The sequence below is a fragment of the Rhodanobacter ginsengiterrae genome, from assembly GCF_050026815.1.
Lineage (GTDB): Bacteria > Pseudomonadota > Gammaproteobacteria > Xanthomonadales > Rhodanobacteraceae > Rhodanobacter > Rhodanobacter ginsengiterrae.
In genome coordinates, this window is record NZ_JALBWO010000056.1 from 68,233 (window position 1) to 89,493 (window position 21,261).

Consider the following 21,261-nt stretch of genomic DNA (forward strand, 5'->3'; position numbering starts at 1 on the left):
GCGTGGGTGCTTGTCCATGCGGCGCACTGCCGCTGAAGCTTCAGTCCAGCATGCGCAGCAGGGCGGCTCCGGCGGCTTCGCCATGGACATAGGCCAGTTGTCCGTGGCTCCTGGCCAACCGGTCCAGCGCGGCGATGTCGGCGCCGATGGCGAACAGACTGGGCTCGCTCCAGCCGCTGCTGCCCACGCCGATGGCCGGCAGCACGATGGTATCCGGCAGGGCTTTCAACGCGGCCAGCAACGCGTACTGGGCAGCGAGGTTCGCTGCCGGCGCACGTCGCCGGGCCTGGGGATTCCAGGCGGTGATGAAGGCCCACGGATGGGCGCCGACCAACCCGGCCAGCGTGTCGGGCAGGGGCAGGTCGACGCGCAGGGTCGCCCAGCTCACCGTGTCGATGCACACATGGTAGGCGGTGGAGCGGAACGCCTCGAGCAGCGCCTCATCCATGACGCAGTGCCGGCAGTGGGGCCAGGGTGGAGACGAACAGCTGTGCAGCCGCGTCGAGATCGATCGCGCCCACGTCAGCCTTGCCGAGCAGCAGTTGCTCCAGCAGCCGATCCTGCGCGCGGCCACGCTCGAGCGCGTAGGCATACGGCAAATGGGTGAAGCTGACCATGCGGTAGCGCGCCATGTAATGAGTGGGGATACGGGCGGCCAGCAGCGCGCCCAGTTCGCGCTTGGCCAGGTAGTGCGGGTCGGCCACCGAGTCGCGCATCTCGACGTAGTTTTCCAGCGCCATGCGGGCGATCGCGTCGGCGTTCGGCTGGCGTACGCGCTGGAATTCGGTGAATACCCCGGCGCTGTCATTCGGTGCTTCGGCCAGCAGGTTCGCCAGCACCACGGTGTCCTCGAAACCGCAGTTCATGCCCTGGCCGTGGAATGGCACGATCGCGTGGGCGGCGTCGCCCAGCAGCAGGGCGCGACCGTCCAGATGCCAGCGCTCGAGGTACAGCGTGGACAGCGTGCCGACCGGGTTCCGTTCGAAGTCCGCGTTGAAGTGCGGGATCAGCGACAGCAGGCCCGGAAACTGTTCGCTGAAGAACGTCGCTGCGGTCCCGGCATCGGTCAGGGTGGCGAAACTCGGCGCCGCGCCCTGCGTCGGCAGAAACAGCGTGACGGTGAAGCTGCCCTCGGTGTTCGGCAGCGCGATGCACATGTAACCGCCGCGCGGCCAGATGTGCAGCGCGTTTGGCTCCAGCGCGTACTGGTCGCGGCCGCCGCTGAGCTGCAACACGGCGGCGGGCAGTTCACGCGACGACGGAATTTCCAGTTCCTTGTAGCCATGACCGAGCGATTCGATGCGCTCGCCCAGCGGGCTGTACGCGTTCATCGCCGCTCGTACTGCGGAACCTGCGCCATCGGCACCGATCAACAGGCCAACCTGCAGTTCGCGTTCCACCCCGGCGGCATCGGCAAGCCGGATGCGTTGTGCGTCGAAGTCGGTACCGATCAGCGACTGTCCGAAATGGAATTGCACGCCGGTCGCCTCGGCTGCATCCAGCAGCAACATGTTCAAGGCGCCGCGGGAGACCGACCAGATCACTTCGCTGTCGTCCACGCCGTAGCGCTGCAACGCGCGGTTGCCCTCGCGATCGTGCACCATGCGTCCGCGCATCATCACCGCGCGTTGCAGCACGTCGTCGGCCAGGCCTGCCGCACGCAATGCCTGCAGGCCGCGTTCGGCCAGTGCCAGGTTGATTGATCGGCCACCGAGGAAGCCGGCCAGCCGCGGATCGGGGCGCTTCTCGTAGACGTCGACCACAAAACCGCGGGTCGCCAGCTGCTGCGCCAGCAGAGCTCCGACCAGGCCGCCGCCGATGAGGGTGATGGATTGTTGCTGCGCCATGCTGCGATCCGTGGAGGGAGTCTGCCCACTGTTCCCCAAGCAGCGCGCGACTGCAATCGCGCGTTGGCGCGGGAACTCAGAAGCTCATGAAATAGCCGCCGTTGACCGGCAGGTTGGCGCCGGTGATGTAACCGGCGTCGTCGGCAGTGAGGAAGGCCACCGCGCGGGCGATGTCCGCCGGCGAGCCGAGTCGGCCGACCGGGATGCCGGCAATGATCTGTGCGCGGATTTCCGCGGAGACCGCGGCCACCATCGGCGTGTCGCAATAACCGGGCGAGACGGTGTTCACGGTAACGCCCTTGCGCGCCGTTTCACGTGCCAGCGCCATGCTGAAGCCGTGCACGCCGGCCTTTGCGGCGGAGTAGTTGGTCTGCCCGAACTGGCCGGTCTGGCCGTTGACCGAACTGATGTTGACGATGCGGCCGAAGCTGCGTGCGGTCATGCCTTCGACCACGTTGCGGCAGATGTTGAACACGCCGTCGAGGTTCACGTGCATCAGCTCGTGCCATTGCTGCGGGGTCATCTTGCGCAGGCCGGCGTCGCGGGTGATGCCGGCCGCGTTGACCACGATATCGACGCTGCCGTGCTGCTGCTCAAGCCGCGAAATCAGTTGCTGGCAGCTGTCGAAGTCGCTGACATCGACTGGCTCGAAGCTGATGGCGCCGTTGAACTCGGCAACGTCGTCGCGGAACGCGGCCACGCGCTCGCTGCGCGATGCCAGGTCCAGCGCGATCACCCGGCGACCGGCCCGGGCCAACTGGCGGCAGATTTCCGTGCCCAGGCCGCCGATGCCGCCGGTGACCAGTGCGACGCGTTGGGGAAGGGCAGTCTGGCTCATCGGTTATCGATCCATGGCACGATCATGCGGCAAGGCAGCACGTGCTGTGCTGCAGCGGACTGATCGGAGAAGGCGGGGGGCAACAAACAAACGGCGCGTCGATGCGCGCCGTCGGCCGGGTCGGAATCAGCCGGACTTCTTGCCGCTGCGGGTGCCGGCACCCGGCGTCGGGATCACCTGGGCCGCGGTGTCGATCAGGCCGCGCTGCATGGCCTGGAAGGCGGCCATGTTGCGCTCGGTCAGGTCGTTCAGCGTGTTCCAGGGCGTCTGTCCCATCAGGCTGTTGAGCTGGCTGCGGAACTGGGTCTGCTGGTCGAGAAACACCTGCAGGCTGCGCTCCAGGTAAGGGCCCATGAAGCCCTGCAGCGAATCGCCGTAAAAGCGGATGATCTGGCTGAGCAACTGTGGCGACAGCATCGGCTGCCCCTTGTCCTCGTGCTCGGAGATGATCTGCAGCAACACCGAGCGGGTCAGGTCCTCGCCGCTCTTGGCGTCGCGGACCTCGAAATTCTCGTTGTCCAGCACCAGCTGGCGGACTTCCTCCAGCGTGATGTAGCTGGAGATTTCCGTGTCGTACAGACGCCGGTTCGGATACTTCTTGATGGTGCGTTTGGTTTGTGCCATGCGCCACAAGCTAGCAGAAGATATTGCGCCGCACCAGTCGACCGGGAGTTTTCATGTTGCGGCCGCCGGCCGCAGCATTTTCAGTGGCCGACCGCGCCGCCGGCGCTGCCGAACGGCGGCTTGGCAAACCACAGCACCGGAATCAGCAGCACGAACAGGATCGCGCAGGCCCAGAACACATCGTTCACCGCCAGCGTGAGTGCCTCGCGCGTCAGCAACTGGTCGACCAGGCCCAGGCTTTGCGTATGCGAGAGCCCCGCATGCGACAGTTGTCCGATGAACCGGGTTGCGGCCGGGTGGCCGGGGCTGACGTACTCGGTCAGCGTCGCATGGTGGGTTTCGCCGCGGTGTTGCCACATTGTCACCATGATCGCGGTGGACACGCTCGAACCGATCGTGCGGCAGAAATTGGACAGGCCCGAGGCGCTGGCGATCTGGTCCACCGGCAGGCCGGACAGGTAAACCTGGTTCAGCGGGATGAAGAAGCACGGGATCGCCAGGCCCATCACGAAACGCGGGATCACCAGCGTGGAGAACGAAGCGGAACTGTCGAAGGTGGAGAACCAGTACGCGGTACCGGCGAACACCAGGAAGGCGAACGTCACCACCGCGCGCAGGTCCAGTTTGTGCATGTTCTTGCCAAGGATCGGCGCGATCAGGAACGCCAGCACGCCGACCGGTGCGGTGGCCAGCCCGGCCCAGGTGGCGGTGTAGCCCAGGGTGATCTGCAGCCACAGCGGGAACACCACGTTGATGCCGAAGAACGCGAACATGCCCAGCGACAGGCTTATCACGCCAACCGTGAAGTTGCGTTGCCTGAACAGCGACAGTTCGACCACCGGATGCTTCGCATGCAGTTCCCACACGATCAGGAAGGTCAGGCAGATCAGCGCGGTGAGGCCCAGCACCAGGATCATCGGTGAGGAGAACCAGTCGTGGTCGTTGCCGTTGTCCAGCATGAACTGCAGCGCGCCCACGCCAACCACCAGCAATACCAGCCCGATCATGTCGATCGGCGCCTTGTAGGTTTTCGTCTCGCGCTTGCGCAGCAGGCCCCAGGTAATCACTGCCGCCGCCAATCCGACCGGCAGGTTGATGTAGAAGATCCACGGCCACGAGAAGTTGTCGGTCAGCCAGCCGCCCAGGATCGGTCCGAAGATCGGCGCCACCACCACGGTCATCGCCCACAGCGCCAGCGCGATGCCCTGTTTCTCCTTCGGATAGTTCGACAGCAGCAGGGTCAGTGACAGCGCCACCATCGGGCCGGAGCCGGCGCCCTGCAGCAGGCGGCCGATCACCAGCATCGGCATGCTGGTGGCCAGGCCGCACAGCATCGAGAAGATCACGAACATCAGTACCGAACCGACGAAGGTCTTCACCTCGCCGAAGCGGCGCGCGAGCCAGCCGGTCAGCGGCTGCATGATCGCGCTGGCCAGCGCGTACGAGCTGATCGTCCAGGTGCCTTCGCTGGGGCTCACGCCGAGACTGCCGGCGATGTGCGGCACCGCGACGTTGACGATCGTCATGTCCAGCACTTCCATGAAAGTGCTGAACGCGACGGCGATGGTGAGCAGCGCCAGCGGGCCGCCGTGCAAGGGCTTCAGCGGCGTGGCGTCGGAGGTGGCGTCGTTTGGCGTGGTGGCCATGGTCCGGCTCAGTGGGCAGCGGCAAGATGGGGCAGATTGGCGCGGATGATCCGGTCCGCTTCCGCATCGGCCTTGCTGGCCATCTGGTCGTAGACGTCGGTCTGCGCCACCGGCGGCTGTGCCGAGGTGTTCGCCAGCACGCTGCCCCGGTCATCGTGGATGTCGACAGTGACATCGGTGGACAGGCCGATCCGCAACGGGTGCTTGTCCAGTTCCCGGTTGTCCAGCGAGATCCGCACCGGCACGCGTTGCACCACCTTGATCCAGTTGCCGGTGGCGTTCTGCGCCGGCAGCAGCGAGAACACGCTGCCGGTGCCGGCGCCCAGGCCGATCACCTTGCCGTGGAATTCGGCATCGTCGCCGTAGACATCCGAGACGATCTTCACCGGCTGCCCGATGCGGATGTGGCGCAGCTGGCTTTCCTTGAAGTTGGCGTCCACCCACAGATCGTGCAGCGGCACTACGGTCATCAGCTGCTGGCCGGCAGCCACGCTGTTGCCCAGTTGCACACTGCGCTCGGCGACGTAGCCGGAGACCGGCGCGTAGATCGCGTTGCGCTGTGCGGCGACCCACGCCGCGCGGAAGTTCGCGCGCGCCTGCAGCACCGCGGGATTCTCCGGCACATCCGTGCCTTCGATCGCCGCATGTGCGGCGGCGGCCTGCGCCTCGGCGGCATCCACCGCAGCCTGCGCCTGGGCCACGCCATCGCGCAGGTGCTGCACGATCTCCGGCGATTCGGCCTGGGCGGCGATCAGCGGCAGGCGGCGCTTCAAATCGGCCTGGGCTTTGCTCAGGTCGAGTCGGGCCGCCGCCACCCGCGCGTCGGCGCCCGTGGCCGAGCTGGTCTGCTGACGCACTCCGCGCACGGCCTGGGCCAGTGCGCTGCGCGCCTGCTGCAGTCGCGTCTCGGCATCGGTGCCATCCAGCTTCACCAGTACCTGGCCTGCTTCGACGCGCTGGGTGTCGTCGGCGAGGATCGCCACCACGGTGCCCGGCACCTGGGCGGAGATGGCCACCTGGTTACCGCCAACATAGGCGTTGTCGGTTTTCACGCGGGTGGAGAGAACCAGCAGCCACAACAGGAACCAGATCACGCCGGCGAGAACGAAGACGCCGGCAACGATCAGCAGGGCGCGGCGACGCTTCGCCGGGTTCTTTGCGGCCATGCCGCTGTCGTTGCTGTCGACAGTGGTTTCGGATTCAGTGGCGCTCATGGTCGGCAGCTCCGGCATTGACAGAAGTGGAAGGGCGAGTGGTGTCGACGGTGGTGCGGTAACCGCCGCCAAGTGCCTTGATCAAGGCCAGGTCGGTACTCAATGCCTGCGCCTGCAACTGGGCGGCAGCATCGTCCTGCTGCAACAGCGTGGCCTGTGCACCGAGGCTTTCGCGCAAGTCGCGCACGCCCTGGCGGGCACGCGCCCGGGCGCTGGCCAGCAAGGCGCGATCGGCGTCCCGTTGAGCCTGCTGCTCACGCTGGCGCGCGGCGACCTGTTCGGCGCTCAGCGACTGGGTGGCCACTTCGCGAGCGGCGATGAGCACCGTGCTGTTGTACTGCGCCACGGCGGCGTCGAGCTGGGCCTTGCTCACGCCATAGTTGGCTTCGAGCGTGCCGCCGTTGAAGATCGGCAGGTGCAACGCCGGCGTCAGCGCGAAAGTACGGCTGCCCGCGGTGAACAGCTGGCCCATGTCGATGCTGGACAGTCCAGCAAGAGCCTTGATGCTGAGGTCGGGGAAGAACTCGGCGCGCGCGGCATCGGTCTGTTTCAGGGCGGCCTCGACCTGCCAGCGACTGGCCGCGATATCGGGGCGACGTGCAATCAGGTCGAGCCCGGCGTTTGCCGGCACGCCGCTGTCGACGCGGGGCAGTGGGCTGGCGTGAAGTTCGGGCAGCTCGGCTGGGGCCACGCCGAGCAGGGAGGCCAGCGCGACACGGCGGATATGCGCCGAGCCATCCAGCGCCACCCGCATCTCGCGCACGGCGGCCAGCTGGGCGCGCGCTTTCTGTGCTTCGTCGGGCAGGTCCACGCCCTGCTGCACGCGCAATTCGACGATGCGGGCGAGATGCTGCTGCGTGGCCAGCAGGCGATCGGCCAGTTGCAGCCGGGCCTGGTCGGCCTGCCAGGCAAAGTAGGTGTCGGCGACCGCGTACTGGATCGCCAACGCGGCGGCACTGCGCTGGGCCCGGGCTGCGCGCGCCTGGTCCAGCGCCGCTTCCATGCTTGCGCGCTTCTTGCCCCACCAGTCGAAGTCGTATTGCAGCTGGACGCCGAGATCGGCCTGGTTGTACCAGCTGAAGCCGAGGAACTTGCTGGGTATCAGGCCATGGTCGCTCATCCGCGTACGGGATACCTGGGCGCTGCCATTCACCGACAGACCAAGCTGGGCCGCGGCCAGCTTCGCCGACTGCTCGGCGTTCTGCACCCGGCTCTGCGCCAGCGCCAGGTCGGGAGATTGCTGCATCGCGCGGTCGATCAAGGCATCCAGTTGCGGGTCGTCGTACTGGCGCCACCAGTCGGTACTCGGCCAGCCGGCGCGTACCGGCGCCTGCAGGCCGGCCAGCGGCGCTTCGTCGTGCAGCGCGGGCGCATCCAGTTTGGCCGGCGCGCGGGCACAGCCGGCCAGCATCAGCACGATTGCGGCTGCCAGCACGATGCGACCGCCGGGCGGGGCATGCTTCATCGGTTTTTCCTTCATGGGTGGCGGCCTTCGTCCAGTTGGTCGATGTTGCCGGCCAGTTTGCGCAACAGGCGGTCCAGCTGACGCTTGTCGGTGGCGCTGAAACCGGCGAACAGGTTGGCAAGGCGCGGAAACATCGGCGGCAGCATCTTCTGCACCATGCGCCGACCCGCCGGGGTGATGCGGATCACCACCTGGCGGCGGTCGCTTTCGCCGGCACCGCGGCTGATCAGGCCGCGCTTGACCAGCGCATTGCCGATGCGCGTCATGTTGGTCGCGCCCTGGTTGGTGTACTCGCACAGCTCGCCCGGGGTCGAGATGCCGTCGGGACGGCTGTACAGGATCATCAGGGTGAGGAACTCGCTGTGGTTGAGCTTGTTCGGCTTCAGCTCGGACTCGAGTTCCTCTTCGATGTCACGGCCAAGCATCAGCATCAGACGGCACAGGCGCGCCTCGGTCGCGGGCATCTGCGGGATGATGCCGCTCACCCGTCCGATGCCTTCGTCCATCATCGCGATGCATTGCTTCAGTTGCGCCATTTCACTGATTCATATTTCACCAGTGAAGTAAAATATCAGCAGGCGACTGGCCCGTGCAAGGGGCTGTTCGTGCGTCGATCAGTCGAGGCCGAACAGTCGGCGGGCGTTCGCGCGGGTCGCAGTGGCGACGTGCTGTTCGGACTCACCACGCAACATGGCCACGCAACGCAGCACTTCGGCCACCCGGGCCGGCTCGTTGCGCTGGCCGCGGTGCCGGCTGTCGGGCTGGTCGGGGGCGTCGCTTTCCAGCAACAGGAATTCGATCGGCATCTCCGCCACGATGCGACGCAATCGGTGTGCCCGCTCGTAGGTCACCGGGCCGCCGATGCCGAGATGGAAGCCGATCGCCCAGAGTTGCCGGGCCTGCTGTTCGCTACCGGAAAAGCTGTGCACCACGCCGCCAAGGCCGCCCAGACGACGCAGTACAAGAATGACTTCCTCCAGCGCATTGCGCGCATGCACGATGACCGGGAGCGCGTGCTCGCGAGCCAGCCCCAGCTGGCTGACGAAGTAGTGGCGCTGCAGTTCCGGATCGAGACTGTCCAGATGGAAGTCCAGGCCGATCTCGCCGACCGCCACCGGTCTGTGCTCACTCAAAAGTGAAGACAGTGCCTGCACATTCGCCGGCACATGATGTGGCAGGAAAACCGGATGCAGGCCCCACGCCGGGTGCAAGGCCGGATGACGTTCGCAAAGCGCGCCAATCACCGGCCAGCTGGCGGCGTCGACGGACGGCACGATCATGGTGTCCACGCCTGCTGCCAGGGCGCGCTGCATGACTTGATCGCGATCGCCGTCGAACGCGAGATCATTGAGGTGCACGTGGCTGTCGGCAAGTTTGAACATGTATGTATTTTCGTGTCGTGGCCGAGGGAACTGCTAGCTGGATGTGAAGATAATGTAGTCGGAGTGAGCTAACTCCGATTCAGTTGGAGCAAGGTTCAATGAGTGTGCATGTTTTTACGCACGCCCCCGCTTCGCAGCCAGCAGCCAGACAAAACAGAGGAGAGATGGTTATGAACAGAATGACGATCAATGTACTGAATATCGCGATCGCTGCAGTACTGGCGACCGGGGTTTCCGCGTGCAATCGAAATGCCGATGCCGGGGTTTCGGACGCATCCGCCGATGCGGGTGCCAGCGGCGATGCCGGGGTGAAGTACGCCAAGGTCATCAGCGTCGATCCGGTGCGTTCCACGGTCAACAATCCCAGGCAGGTCTGCCACGACGAGACGGTCACCCATACCGCTCCGCCGAAGGATGAGCACCGCATTGCGGGTACCGCCATCGGCGCCGTCGTAGGCGGCCTGCTCGGCAACCAGGTGGGCGGCGGCAAGGGCAAGACCCTGGCGACGGTCGCCGGCGCGGTCGGTGGTGGCTATGCCGGCAATCGCATTCAGGCGAGCAAACAACATGGACAGGTGACTTCGTCGGTCGAGCGCAAATGCGAAACCGTGAACAACAACAGCACCAAGATCGTCGGTTACGACGTGCGTTATCAGTACAACGGCGTCACCCGTACCGTGCGCATGGATCATGACCCCGGTGATCGCGTGCAGGTCCAGGAAGGCGTGACCGCCGTATCGGACGCTCGCTGACACTCTCTCCCCCGGAAAAGGAACTGACTCCATGAATGCACTGACCAGCAAGTTCGCACTGGCCGCGGCGATGACCGCCGGCCTCGCTTTGACCGGTTGCGTCACCTCGCCCTACGGCAACAATGGCAACAACGGCGGCTATCAGGCGCAACAGGGCAATTACGGCAACCGCAATACCCGTTGCCAGGCTTGCGGTGTGGTGCAGGAAGTGCAGCAGGTCTATATCGACGGCGGCAGCGGCAACGGCGGCACCCTGGGCGCGATCATCGGAGCGGTAGCGGGTGGCGTGCTCGGCAACCAGGTCGGCAAGGGCGATGGCCGCAAGGCCGCCACGGTTGTCGGTGCGGTAGCCGGTGGCGTGGTGGGCAACCAGGTTGGCAAGCGCAACAGCGGCAATGATGTCGCATGGCGCGTGGTGGTGCGACTGGACAATGGGCAGTACGCCACGGTCACCCAGCGCGAGAACCCGGGCGTCCGCAACGGCGACTATGTCGAGGTTCGTGGCGACCACGTTTATGCGCGCTGATTTGTTGTTCTTCAAGTAGACGTCTAAACGTCCAAACTAAAAGGCCCTCGAAAGAGGGCCTTTTTTGCGCGTTGCTTGAAAGTGCTCAATTCACCGCATAGAACGCGTGTTCACCGATCGTCACGCTGGGACGATTGTGCGACCAGGTCGGCGAAATGGCGGTCGTGGCGAAGTGGTCGGCGCGTGGTACCAGCATGCGACGTTGCGCCACGGGCAATTGCCAGTTGTGCAGCGACGTGCCGGCGATCTGCCATGCCTTGTTGAACGCTTCGAGATTGGTGATCTCGAACGAGCCCGGCGTGGTGGTCGTGGCGAACTGGTGTGGCGAGGTCACCACCTTGCAGACGGTATCGCCCCAGCGACCGCGATCGCGGCGGCGCAGGGCCACTTCCGCCACCGCGAGCTGACCGTTGACCGGTTCACTGCGTGCCTCGAGATACACCGTGGTGGCCAGGCAGGCCTGGTCGGCGACGGGTTGTGGCATCAATGTAGTCAGCCACAACAGCATGGAAAGTTTCATGTTCTGCCTCCAACGTGCTGTACACAGAAAGCAGACGCAGCTTCATGTGCCGTTGCGGTGGACGGGCGGGCAGGCCGTTCCACCTGGATCAATCGCCGCGGCCGAAACTTGTGGCCAAGACGTTTTGCCACGGGATTGTGGCGGGTCGAGCGACGTATGAGGTCGCACGGGGGATTTGGTGCTGGTCGGGCGTGGCGCGGCGCTGTGGGCCGTATTGCCGGCGATCAGTACGCTCTCGTTGATTGCGAGGCGTTGTTCCATCCGGCGGTGTGGCTGCCGGGTCGCGCCGATTCGGAATTCATCCGGTTCGTCGCGTCAATCGACACCCCGTGTTCCGGATGTCGCGATATTCGATCGGCGGAGCCTAGTGGCGGAATGTGCCGCTGGCAAGTGCCGGGTCTGCGGAGTTTAACCGACGCTCATGATGAGGTGACAAGTGCCATCGCGAAAATCATTGCTCGCGCAGATATTGTTCATGCCGGCCACGACGAGAGCAGGGTGATGGCCACGCCATTGTCCAGTGTCAGCGGCGAGCCGTCGTTCGCTTGCGCTGCCAGTTCATCACTCAACACGGCTAGTGCTTCGTGACCCGTGCCGGTCGCAACGACATCGAGCACGCGGCCGACCTCGCGGCCATCCTGTAGCAATGCACTGCCGGCACTTTCCGCTTGCGACAATGTGACGCAATGCAGATGCCGTTTGTGTCCGCCGCGAAAATGCATGCGCGCGACAATTTCCTGGCCGGGATAACAACCCTTGTCGACTGCCACGGCGTGCAGACGCTGCAGGGAAAGCGCCGGCGGCAGCAGTTCACCGAGGCTGGCTTCCGTGAGCCATGGCCAGCCGTTGCGCAATTGCATGAGCCGCCATGCGTCATCGTCCGTGTGGTTGATGACAAGACTGTGCGAGTCGCAGCCGAATGAAATGATGGCGTTGTCGTCGGTGGCCGCAGCGGTGTCGAGCGATTCGCGCACGAGCGATCCCAGCGACAGCGCGGGTCCGCTGGCAAGCCGCCGCGGCGGCAGCGCCGTGATGCTGACTTTCGAGCGGAACACGAAGCGTCGCAATGCCTGGGCCATCGTGGCAGCGCTGCCGCCACGCAGCAGCAGCAGATAGCGATCGTCCGCCACCCGCGCCAGATGAAAAAATGCCAGTACGCGTCCCTTCGGATCGAGCCATGCACTGAACTGCCATCGACCCACGGACAGCGAGGCAACCGCGCTGCTGAACTGGGCATGCGCGAACGTGGACGCGTCGGCGCCTTCGATCTGGAGAGTTTCGGCGGGGAAGGATGGGTTCATGGGGACTGCAAAGTTGGGGGCGCGGGACGGCGGACGCAAGGGCGTGGATACGTTTCGGACAAGCTCGCATGGTTGTACTGCATTGCCGCAAGTATTAACCTTTCACGGCTCACCAAAACCATGTCCAATACCACTGCTCCCCTCGAATCCCTGCCTGCTTCCGTTCCCGCGGAAATCGCTGACGTGCCTGCGGCTACGTCATCGGACAAGGATTCTTCGGAGCGGGCGGTTCCCGATCCCACGCGTTACGGCGACTGGGAGAAGAACGGACGCTGCATCGACTTCTGAACGTTCGCGCTGGCGTCGTCGCCGTCGTGCAAGGGATCAGGGGCGGCGTGGCGTGGACACCAGCGATTCCACACAGGATAGCCGCCATGGCAGATACGCAACGACCGCTCTCACCGCACCTGCAGATCTACAAGAGACAGGTGCAGATGATGTCCTCCATCACGCATCGCGCCACTGGCATCGCGCTGGCGGTCGGCAGCTTGGCGGTGATCGGCGGCCTGCTGCACCTGGCCGCCGGCGAAGAGAGCTTCAACCACTTCAAGGGCATCCTCGGCAGCCCGATCGGCATGATCCTGATGCTGGGCTGGAGCTGGTCGCTGTTCTACCACCTGTGCAATGGCATCCGGCATCTGATCCAGGACGCCGGCATGGGTTATTCGATTCCCCAGTTCGTGCGTTCCAGCTGGCTCTCGATCATCGGCAGCCTGGTGCTGACGGTGCTGGTGTGGGGTTATGTGTTGATGGCCGGAGGCGCTGCATGAGCACGAAACGAGTCGCCGTGGAGGATCGGCGCAATCCGCTGAAGATCGCCCGTGGGCTGGGCTCGTCCCAGTCCGGCGTGAGCCACTGGTGGACCCAGCGGGTGACCGCCGCGGCACTGGTGTTGCTGGGTATCTGGTTCGTGGTGACCGTGCTGTGCCTGTTGCACGCCGATTACGCCACCGCCCGCGCCACCGTGGCCAAGCCGTGGAACTCACTGCTGCTGATCGCCTTCGTGCTGACCATGTTCTGGCACGCCGTACTCGGTCTGCAGGTAGTGATCGAGGATTATGTGCACACTCGCTGGAAGGAAGTTTTCCTGTTGGTGGCGATCAAGTTCCTCGCGGTGCTGGGCGCTCTGGCCGGTGTGCTTGCCGTGCTGCGCATTGCGCTGACCCCATAAGACAACACGCGAGGCCCGGAATTCATGGAAAGCTACAAGGTTCAGCAGCATCTGTATGACGTCATCGTGGTCGGCGCCGGCGGTGCCGGCCTGCGCGCCACCTTCGGCCTGGCCGAGAAGGGCCTCAAGGCCGCCTGCATCACCAAGGTCTTCCCGACGCGTTCGCATACCGTGGCCGCGCAGGGCGGCATCTCCGCCGCGCTCGGCAACATGGGCGAGGACGACTGGCGCTTCCACTTCTACGACACCGTGAAGGGATCCGACTGGCTCGGTGACCAGGACGCGATCGAGTACATGTGCCGCGAGGCGATTCCCTCGATCATCGAACTGGAACACTACGGCGTGCCGTTCTCGCGCACCGAGGAAGGCAAGATCTACCAGCGCCCGTTCGGCGGCATGACCACGCATTACGGCAAGGGCACCGCGCAGCGCACCTGCGCCGCGGCCGACCGCACCGGCCACGCGATCCTGCACACGCTGTACCAGCAGGCGCTGGCGCATGACGCCACCTTCTTCATCGAATACTTCGCGATCGACCTGATCTTCGATGCCGAGGGCAACTGCCGCGGCGTGCTGGCGCTCGACATGAACGAGGGCACCCTGCATTTCTTCCGTGGACACGCGGTGGTGATGGCCACGGGCGGCTACGGTCGCGCCTATTTCAGCGCCACCTCGGCGCATACCTGCACCGGCGACGGTGGCGGCATGGTGCTGCGCGCCGGCCTGGCGCTGCAGGACATGGAGTTCGTGCAGTTCCATCCCACCGGCATCTACGGCGCCGGTTGCCTGATCACCGAAGGCGTGCGCGGCGAAGGTGGTTACCTGACCAATTCCGAGGGCGAGCGCTTCATGGAGCGCTACGCGCCCAGCGCCAAGGATCTCGCCTCGCGCGACGTGGTCAGTCGCGCGATGACCCTGGAGATCCGCGAGGGTCGTGGCGTCGGCGAGCACAAGGACCACATCTTCATCAACCTGATGCACCTGGGTCCCGAGGTGATCAACGAGCGTTTGCCGGGCATTGCCGAGTCGGCGCGTATCTTCGCCGGTGTGGACGTCACCAGGCAGCCGATCCCGGTCATTCCGACCGTGCACTACAACATGGGTGGCATTCCGACCAACTACCACGGCGAAGTCGTGCAGAAGCGCGGCGACGACGTCGATGCGGTGGTGCCGGGCCTGTTCGCGATCGGCGAAGCGGCGTGCGTGTCGGTGCACGGTGCCAATCGCCTGGGCTCCAACTCGCTGCTCGACCTGGTGGTGTTCGGTCGTGCCGTGGCGCATCGCTGCGCCGAGCTGATCAAGCCGGAGACGCCGCACAAGGACCTGCCGGCCAACGTGCTGGACAAGGCGCTGGCGCGTTTTGACCACCTGCGCAACGCCAACGGCAGCAAGCCCACCGCACAGATTCGCCTGGAGATGCAGCGGATCATGCAGTCCGATGCCGCGGTGTTCCGCACCGGCGTCACGCTGAAGGAAGGCTGCGAGAAGATTTCCGCCGTGCGCGATTCGTTCAAGGATGTGCACGTCAGCGATCGTTCGCTGGTGTGGAATTCCGACCTGATCGAGACGCTGGAGCTCGCCAACCTGCTCGACCAGGCGGTTGCCACCATGCACTCGGCCGAGCAGCGCCCGGAAAGCCGTGGCGGTCATGCACGCGAGGATTTCCCCGAGCGCGACGACGTCAACTGGATGAAGCACACCCTGGTGTGGGTCGATGAAGCCGGCAAGCCGCGCTTCGATTCCCGTCCCGTGCACATGAATCCGATGACCGACGAGGTCAAGGCCGTGCCGCCGGCAAAACGCGTTTACTGATTCCGCGAGGCGGCTGCGGCCGCCCCGTGGCGTGGACATCATCAAGTCGTACGGTCTGGGCGCAAGCCCTCCTGCAGAAAGTCGAAGGGTTCAGCACATGGCAGAGTTTTCGCTCCCCAAGAATTCAAAGATCCAGCCGGGCAAGCACTATCCGGCCAAGGATGCGAAGAAGCCGCGCACCTTCCGCATCTATCGCTGGTCGCCGGATGACGGCCAGAATCCGCGCATCGATACCTACGAGGTCGACATGGCCGCGTGCGGCCCGATGGTTCTGGATGCGCTGCTGAAGATCAAGAACGAGATCGACCCCACGCTGACCCTGCGCCGTTCCTGCCGCGAGGGCATCTGCGGTTCCTGCGCGATGAACATCGACGGCACCAACACGCTGGCCTGCATCTGCGCGATCGACAGCGTGGCCAGCGGCGACGTGAAAATCTACCCGCTGCCGCACATGCCGGTGGTGAAGGACCTGATTCCCGACCTCACCCACTTCTACGCACAGTACGCGTCGATCAAACCGTGGGTCCGTACCCAGAGTCCGGCACCGGCTCGTGAGCGGCTGCAGTCGCCGGAAGAGCGCAAGAAGCTCGACGGCCTGTACGAATGCATCCTGTGCGCCTGCTGCTCGACCAGCTGCCCGAGCTACTGGTGGAACGGCGACAAGTACCTCGGCCCGGCGATCCTGCTGCAGGCCTACCGCTGGATCGTCGACAGCCGCGACGAAGCGACCGGCGAGCGGCTGGACGATCTGGAAGATCCGTTCAAGCTGTATCGCTGCCACACCATCATGAACTGCACGCGCACCTGCCCGAAGGGTCTCAATCCCGCCAAGGCGATCGCCGAGATCAAGAAGCTGATGGTGGAACGGCGCTCGGCCTGATCGTGCTTGCACGGTTCGACCTCGACAGGCCGCCGCGTGCGGCCTGTCGCGTTCTGGCGCAACGGCTACACTTGGGCATGCATGGATACGACCGAGCCCCGTGATGGATGAAGCCCGCATCAAGCGCCTGCGCTGGCGCACCCGCCGCGGTACTCGCGAACTGGATGCCCTGTTCGGCGGCTGGCTGGACGAATGTTTTGCCGGCGCGGACGAAGTGCAACGGCAGGCCTTCGACGAACTGCTCGACGTGCAGGACCCGGACCTGTGGGACTGGGTGATGGGTCACGCGCGCCCGGAGCGGACGGACTGGCAGGCGATCATCGATGACATCCGCGCCCGCCATCGGCTTTGAATACCGACCTTCGCCGTTGCTGCGCGGCGTGCTGGTGCTGGTCGCCGCGCTGGCGTTGCTGGCCACGCTGGCGAGCATGATTGCGTGGTGGTCGAAATTGCTGCTGGCAGCGGCAGTGCTGCTGGCGACCTGGATGGCGCTGCGCCACCTGGCCACCGGCTCGGTGGCCGCTGCGGGCTGGAGCGCCGATCAGGCCTGGACACTGCGGCTGCGCAATCACGAGGACGTCCCCGCCACGCTGGGTTCGTTCCGCGTGCTCGGCGGTTTCATCCTGCTGCGCCTGCGCACCGGGGAACACGGGGTGCAAGTGCTGCTGCTGGCTCCCGACAACAGCGATGCGGACACTCGCCGGCGGCTGCGCATGCGATTGGCCACGATCCAGCCGGGCGAGGCGTTGCCGCGCCTTTAGAAGCACGGCAACTTACGCGGCGCAGCAGGGTCTGAGCGAATACCTGATAATGGATGACCGGGCGGCCTGCCCGGCGATTCCCACAAGCGACCCGCCCATGTTCCGACCGCTCGAACTTTTCATCGGCCTGCGCTACACCCGCGCCAAGCGGCGCAACCAGTTCATCTCGTTCATCTCCACCGTCTCGATCGTGTGCATCGCGATCAGCGTGATCGCGCTGATCACGGTGATGTCGGTGATGAACGGCTTCGACTACCAGATGCGCTCGCGCATCCTCGGCGCGATCTCGCACGCCACCGTCTCCGGCATCGGCGAAAGCGTGCAGGACTGGCCGCGCGCGCTGCAAATCGCCGAGGCCGACCCGCACGTGCTGGGTGCCGCGCCCTATGTCGAGAGCGAGGCCTACCTCAATGCCCGGCGTTCCAGCGGGGCGCTGGTGCGCGGCATCGAGCCGGCGCAGGAGCCGAAGGTTGTCGACATCGACAAGCACATGCTCGAAGGCAAGCTCGGTCAGCTGACCCCGGGCAGCTGGAACATCGTGCTGGGCCGCGAGCTGGCGATGACGCTGGGTGTGTCGGTCGGCGACCGGGTGACCATGGTGGTGCAGCAGTTGCGCGCCACGCCGATGGGCAGCGTGCCGCGGATGCGCAGCTTCCACGTCGTCGGCACGTTCGAACTGGGCATGGAGCAGTTCGACTCCGGGCTGGCCCTGGTCAACATGAGCGATGCGCAGAAGCTCAACGACCTGAGCGGCCCGACCGGCATCCGGCTGAAGCTCGACGACCTGTTCAACGCCCGTCCGGTCGCGCGCGAACTGGCCGATCAGCTCGGTCAGGTCTATCGGGTGCAGACCTGGATGGACACCAATGCGAACCTGTTCGCCGCGCTGTCGATGGAGAAGATGGTGATGTTCATCATCCTGTCGCTGATCATCCTGGTCGCGGTGATCAACCTGATCTCGATGCTGATGATGCTGGTCACCGACAAGCAGGCCGACATCGCGATCCTGCGCACGCTCGGTGCCACCCCGCGCAGCATCATGGGCATGTTCATGGTGCAGGGCGTGCTGGTGGGCTTCGTCGGCATCGGCTTCGGCGTCGGCCTCGGTTCGCTGCTGTCGTGGAAGCTGCCGGGCATCATCAAGTGGATCGAGCACACCTTCCACGTGACCTTCCTGTCGCCGGACGTCTATTACATCAGCGAAGTGCCCAGCCGGCTGGACTGGCACGACGTCGGCTGGACCGCGCTGCTGACCTTCGCGTTCTCGCTGCTGGCCACCCTCTATCCCGCGTGGCGCGCCTCGCGCACGCAGCCGGCGCAGGCGTTGCGCTATGAATAAGGCCGTCATGAACGAGAAGAGCGAAAACGTGCTGCGCGCCAGTGGCGTGGCCAAGACCTACGCCGAAGGCGGCTTGCGCACCGACGTGCTCAGTGACGTCAGTTTCACCCTCAAGCGCGGCCAGACGATGGCGATCGTCGGCGCCTCCGGCTCGGGCAAGAGCACGCTGCTGCACATCATCGGCGGGCTCGATACCTTGACCGCCGGCGAAGTGGAAGTGGACGGCCGCGTGCTGTCGACCCTGTCCGACGCCGAACGTGGCCGCGTGCGCAATCGCTCGCTTGGTTTCATCTACCAGTTCCACCACCTGCTGCCGGAATTCACCGCGCTGGAGAACGTGTGCATGCCGCTGCTGATCCGCGGCACGGCGATTGCCGAGGCCGAGCGCCAGGCCATGGCACTGCTGGAGCGCGTTGGTCTGGGCGGACGCAGCCATCACAAGCCGTCCGAACTGTCCGGCGGCGAGCGCCAGCGCTGCGCGGTGGCGCGGGCGCTGGTGACCAGGCCGGCCTGCGTGCTGGGCGACGAGCCGACCGGCAACCTGGACGAGGCCAATGCGGCGCAAGTCTACGAGCTGATGCTGGAGCTCAATCGCGAGATCGGCACCAGCTTCGTGCTGGTCACCCATGACCCGCACCTTGCCGCGAAGATGGATCGCACGCTGGTGCTGCACAACGGCAGCCTGCAGGAAGCTTCGCGCGGCTGAACCATCGCTGGCCCGCGCCTACACGTTTTTCATCCTCATCGCCGCGTCCTGCGCGCTAGGCTCGAAGCCTTCAAGGAAGGAACGGGGCGCGCGGCATGCGGCGACTGACGGCGATCACGGCGGCGCTGGCCTTGCTGCTCGGCGTGCTGCTGGTGCAATGGTTGCCGCAACTGCCATCGCGCGGATGGCTGGCGCTGTCGCTGCCGATCATCGTCTTGCTGGCCTGGCGTTGTCCGCGCTGGCGCTGGCTGGCCTGCCTGCTGTTCGGCGTGGCGTGGGCGGCATGGCGGGGCGGTTTGGCGATGGATGCGCGGCTGCCGCGCGCTCTGGAAGGCGTCGACCTGGTGGCGGTCGGCACGATCGTCGACCTGCCGCTGGCCCATCCGGATGCCAGCCGTTTCACCTTGCGCGTCGAGCGCGCCACGCTGGATGGCCAGCCGGTCGCGTTGCGTGGCCGGGTCACCGTATCCTGGTATGACGATGCCCCGCCGCTGCGACCGTGTTCGCGCTGGCAGCTCAGCCTGCGCCTGAAACGGCCGCGTGGCCTGATGGATCCGGGCGCGGCCGACAGCGAGCGTTCCGCGCTGGAGCGAGGCATCGTGGCCACCGGTTATGTGCGTGACGATCCCGACAACACGCTGCTGGACGGCCGGCGCTGGTGCGTCGCCGCGACCCGCGATGCGGTGGCCCGCGGTATCGCCGCGCGCGTGCGCGACCATCACGATGCTGCCCTGCTGCAGGCTTTCACCGTAGGCGATACCCGCGGCTTGCAGCCGCAGGACTGGGCGGTGGCGCGCGCCAATGGGGTGTCGCATCTGATCGCGATCTCCGGCTTCCACGTCGGCGTGGCGGCGGTGTTCGGCGTGTGGCTGGCGCTGCTGCTCTACGCGCTGTGGCCGGGACTGGGCCTGCACTTGCCGCGGCCGCAGGCGCAGGCTGCCGCCGCGCTGCTGGTGGCGGCGATCTACAGCGCGCTGGCCGGCTTCGGCCTGCCCACCGTGCGCACGCTGCTGATGATTGCGGTGGTGGCGTTGGCGCGTTGCAGTCGACGCGGCAGCAGCGGCGCACAGTCGTTGGCGCTGGCGATGATCGCGATCCTGCTGGTCGATCCGCTGGCGGTGCTGGCGGCGGGCTTCTGGCTGTCGTTCATCGGCGTGTCGTTCCTGATGCTGTGCCTGCAATCGCGCGGGCGCGGCCTGCGTGCCTTCCTGCACGAACTTACCGCAGGCCAGCTGGTGATGACGGTGGCCTTGCTGCCGCTGACACTGTGGTTCTTTGGCCAGGCTTCGCTGGTTGGCGCGCTGTCGAATCTGATCGCCGTGCCACTGGTCAGTTTCGTGATCGTGCCGTGCGCCTTGTGCGGCATGCTGATGCTGGGCCTGTGCCCGCCGCTGGCGACGCCGGTGCTGTGGCTGGCGGCGCGCATCGCCCATGCGCAGTGGTGGCTGCTGGAGCAGCTGGCGAGCTGGCCGGGTGCCCACTGGTACCTGCCGGCGGTGCAGCCGCATGCCTTGCTGCTGGCGGTGCTGGGTGCGCTGTGGCTGTTCATGCCCCGCGGCGTGCCGCTGCGCTGGCTGGGCCTGTTGCTGTTCCTGCCATTGCTGCGACCGCCGCTGTCGTCGCCGCCGGACGGGGCGTTCCAGATGTGGGTGCTCGATGTGGGGCAGGGCTTGTCGGTGTTGCTGCGTACGCGCGACCACGTGCTGGTCTACGACGCGGGTGCACGCTATCCGTCGGGCTTCGACCTGGGCGAGGCAGCGGTGCTGCCGTCGCTGCATGCGCTGGGCGTCAGCCGGCTGGACGTGTTGATGATCAGCCACGGCGACAATGATCACGCCGGTGGTGCCCAGGCCGTGGCGGCTGCGTTTCCGCTCGCGGTGCGCTATGCCGGCGAGCCGGCGCGGATGCAGCTGCCGATGCGGCAGTGCGTGGCCGGGCAGTCTTGGTGGTGGAACGCAGTGCGTTTTCGCGTGCTCAATCCTGCCCCGGGCCAGGGCGATCGCGACAACGACAGCTCCTGTGTGCTGCTGGTCGAGGGGCGCGGCGGACGGGCGCTGCTCACCGGCGACATCAGCTCCACGGTGGAACCGCAGGTGGCCGCGGCGCTGGGGGCGGGAACGCCACCGATCCTGCTGGTGCCCCATCACGGCAGCAAGACTTCCTCCAGCCCGGCTTTCATCGCCCGCGTGCAGCCCCGCCTGGCGATCGTGTCGGCCGGCTGGCGCAATCGTTTCGGCCACCCGAAACCCGACGTGCTGGCCCGTTATGCCGCCGCCGGGGTGGCGGTCTTCAATACCGCGGAGCAGGGCGCGATCGCGCTGGATTTTCCCGTCGACGGCCCGCCCCGCCGCGAACCGGGCTGGCGCCTGCGGCAACCGCGTTACTGGCGCGAGTGAGGAATGCCACGCCCGCCGCAGTACGGGCGGGTCAGACTGCTATCATGCGCGCTTATTGTCAGGTCGCATGTCGGGGTCGAA

The 21,261-nt window shown here is 65.8% G+C and carries 23 protein-coding genes; 12 read left to right on the forward strand and 11 right to left on the reverse strand.

Translation table 11 applies throughout. The annotated features are described in order from the left end of the window. Positions 1–40: 40 nt before the first annotated feature. From ACQGNJ_RS13140 to ACQGNJ_RS13180, 9 genes are all read right to left on the reverse strand, one after another. A complete protein-coding gene (locus tag ACQGNJ_RS13140) occupies positions 41–448 on the reverse strand; it encodes a DUF3293 domain-containing protein (RefSeq protein WP_426689699.1) in 408 nt (135 codons plus the stop codon). Beyond that, positions 441–1,847, reverse strand: coding sequence for an FAD-dependent oxidoreductase (locus ACQGNJ_RS13145; RefSeq protein WP_426689700.1), 1,407 nt, complete (start codon positions 1,845–1,847; stop codon positions 441–443). The genes ACQGNJ_RS13140 and ACQGNJ_RS13145 overlap by 8 nt, the downstream gene beginning before the upstream one ends. A gap of 76 nt (positions 1,848–1,923) precedes the next feature. Further along, a complete protein-coding gene (gene phbB / locus ACQGNJ_RS13150; protein WP_426689701.1) occupies positions 1,924–2,685 on the reverse strand; it encodes an acetoacetyl-CoA reductase in 762 nt (253 codons plus the stop codon). 126 nt (positions 2,686–2,811) lie between these two features. Next, positions 2,812–3,309, reverse strand: a complete 498-nt coding sequence (gene phaR / locus ACQGNJ_RS13155) for a polyhydroxyalkanoate synthesis repressor PhaR (RefSeq protein ID WP_426689702.1) — start codon at positions 3,307–3,309, stop codon at positions 2,812–2,814. Positions 3,310–3,389: 80 nt separating this feature from the next. Next, a complete protein-coding gene (locus tag ACQGNJ_RS13160; protein WP_426689703.1) occupies positions 3,390–4,955 on the reverse strand; it encodes a DHA2 family efflux MFS transporter permease subunit in 1,566 nt (521 codons plus the stop codon). An 8-nt stretch (positions 4,956–4,963) separates the two neighbouring features. Beyond that, entirely contained in the window at positions 4,964–6,169 is a 1,206-nt protein-coding gene (locus tag ACQGNJ_RS13165; protein WP_426689704.1) for an HlyD family secretion protein, read from the reverse strand. Further along, a complete protein-coding gene (locus ACQGNJ_RS13170; RefSeq protein WP_426689705.1) occupies positions 6,156–7,634 on the reverse strand; it encodes an efflux transporter outer membrane subunit in 1,479 nt (492 codons plus the stop codon). The genes ACQGNJ_RS13165 and ACQGNJ_RS13170 overlap by 14 nt, the downstream gene beginning before the upstream one ends. Positions 7,635–7,645: 11 nt before the next feature. Continuing rightward, positions 7,646–8,170, reverse strand: a complete 525-nt coding sequence (locus ACQGNJ_RS13175; RefSeq protein WP_426689706.1) for a MarR family winged helix-turn-helix transcriptional regulator — start codon at positions 8,168–8,170, stop codon at positions 7,646–7,648. Between the two features lie 78 nt (positions 8,171–8,248). Continuing rightward, positions 8,249–9,016, reverse strand: a complete 768-nt coding sequence (locus ACQGNJ_RS13180; RefSeq protein WP_426689707.1) for a TatD family hydrolase — start codon at positions 9,014–9,016, stop codon at positions 8,249–8,251. Positions 9,017–9,186: 170 nt separating this feature from the next. On the opposite strand from ACQGNJ_RS13180, the gene ACQGNJ_RS13185 reads away from it, so the two are divergent. Then, complete coding sequence (locus ACQGNJ_RS13185; RefSeq protein WP_426690055.1) at positions 9,187–9,768, forward strand: glycine zipper 2TM domain-containing protein; 582 nt, start codon at positions 9,187–9,189, stop codon at positions 9,766–9,768. 31 nt (positions 9,769–9,799) lie between these two features. Then, entirely contained in the window at positions 9,800–10,294 is a 495-nt protein-coding gene (locus tag ACQGNJ_RS13190; protein WP_426689708.1) for an outer membrane lipoprotein, read from the forward strand. An 85-nt stretch (positions 10,295–10,379) separates the two neighbouring features. Here ACQGNJ_RS13190 and ACQGNJ_RS13195 read toward each other — a convergent pair whose 3' ends face one another. Together ACQGNJ_RS13195 and ygfZ are read right to left on the reverse strand one after the other, a co-directional pair. Further along, positions 10,380–10,814 (reverse strand): cell wall hydrolase, encoded by a 435-nt coding sequence (locus tag ACQGNJ_RS13195; RefSeq protein ID WP_426689709.1) that lies wholly within the window; start codon positions 10,812–10,814, stop codon positions 10,380–10,382. A 473-nt stretch (positions 10,815–11,287) separates the two neighbouring features. Beyond that, positions 11,288–12,154: a CAF17-like 4Fe-4S cluster assembly/insertion protein YgfZ gene (gene ygfZ, locus ACQGNJ_RS13200; RefSeq protein WP_426689710.1), complete on the reverse strand. Its 867-nt coding sequence runs from the start codon at positions 12,152–12,154 to the stop codon at positions 11,288–11,290. Positions 12,155–12,235: 81 nt separating this feature from the next. Between ygfZ and ACQGNJ_RS13205 the strand changes: the two genes are divergently transcribed. The 10 genes from ACQGNJ_RS13205 (at position 12,236) to ACQGNJ_RS13250 (ending at position 21,180) form a co-directional block, all read left to right on the forward strand. Beyond that, on the forward strand, positions 12,236–12,403 hold the full coding sequence (locus ACQGNJ_RS13205; RefSeq protein ID WP_426689711.1) for a DUF1674 domain-containing protein: 168 nt from the start codon (positions 12,236–12,238) through the stop codon (positions 12,401–12,403). Between the two features lie 86 nt (positions 12,404–12,489). Continuing rightward, on the forward strand, positions 12,490–12,885 hold the full coding sequence (sdhC, locus tag ACQGNJ_RS13210; RefSeq protein ID WP_426689712.1) for a succinate dehydrogenase, cytochrome b556 subunit: 396 nt from the start codon (positions 12,490–12,492) through the stop codon (positions 12,883–12,885). Then, the gene (gene sdhD / locus ACQGNJ_RS13215; protein ID WP_426689713.1) at positions 12,882–13,286 is read left to right on the forward strand and encodes a succinate dehydrogenase, hydrophobic membrane anchor protein; all 405 of its coding nucleotides are present in this window, start codon (positions 12,882–12,884) and stop codon (positions 13,284–13,286) included. Before sdhC ends, sdhD begins: the two co-directional genes overlap by 4 nt. Positions 13,287–13,310: 24 nt before the next feature. Then, the gene (gene sdhA, locus ACQGNJ_RS13220; RefSeq protein ID WP_426689714.1) at positions 13,311–15,098 is read left to right on the forward strand and encodes a succinate dehydrogenase flavoprotein subunit; all 1,788 of its coding nucleotides are present in this window, start codon (positions 13,311–13,313) and stop codon (positions 15,096–15,098) included. A gap of 97 nt (positions 15,099–15,195) precedes the next feature. Beyond that, complete coding sequence (locus tag ACQGNJ_RS13225; RefSeq protein WP_426689715.1) at positions 15,196–15,978, forward strand: succinate dehydrogenase iron-sulfur subunit; 783 nt, start codon at positions 15,196–15,198, stop codon at positions 15,976–15,978. Between the two features lie 103 nt (positions 15,979–16,081). Then, positions 16,082–16,330: an FAD assembly factor SdhE gene (locus tag ACQGNJ_RS13230; RefSeq protein WP_426689716.1), complete on the forward strand. Its 249-nt coding sequence runs from the start codon at positions 16,082–16,084 to the stop codon at positions 16,328–16,330. After that, positions 16,302–16,739, forward strand: a complete 438-nt coding sequence (locus tag ACQGNJ_RS13235) for a protein YgfX (RefSeq protein WP_426689717.1) — start codon at positions 16,302–16,304, stop codon at positions 16,737–16,739. Before ACQGNJ_RS13230 ends, ACQGNJ_RS13235 begins: the two co-directional genes overlap by 29 nt. Before the next feature lie 97 nt (positions 16,740–16,836). Then, complete coding sequence (locus ACQGNJ_RS13240) at positions 16,837–18,078, forward strand: lipoprotein-releasing ABC transporter permease subunit (protein ID WP_426689718.1); 1,242 nt, start codon at positions 16,837–16,839, stop codon at positions 18,076–18,078. 7 nt (positions 18,079–18,085) lie between these two features. After that, complete coding sequence (gene lolD / locus ACQGNJ_RS13245) at positions 18,086–18,784, forward strand: lipoprotein-releasing ABC transporter ATP-binding protein LolD (RefSeq protein ID WP_426689719.1); 699 nt, start codon at positions 18,086–18,088, stop codon at positions 18,782–18,784. Between the two features lie 95 nt (positions 18,785–18,879). Then, the gene (locus tag ACQGNJ_RS13250; protein ID WP_426689720.1) at positions 18,880–21,180 is read left to right on the forward strand and encodes a DNA internalization-related competence protein ComEC/Rec2; all 2,301 of its coding nucleotides are present in this window, start codon (positions 18,880–18,882) and stop codon (positions 21,178–21,180) included. Positions 21,181–21,261: the final 81 nt, after the last annotated feature.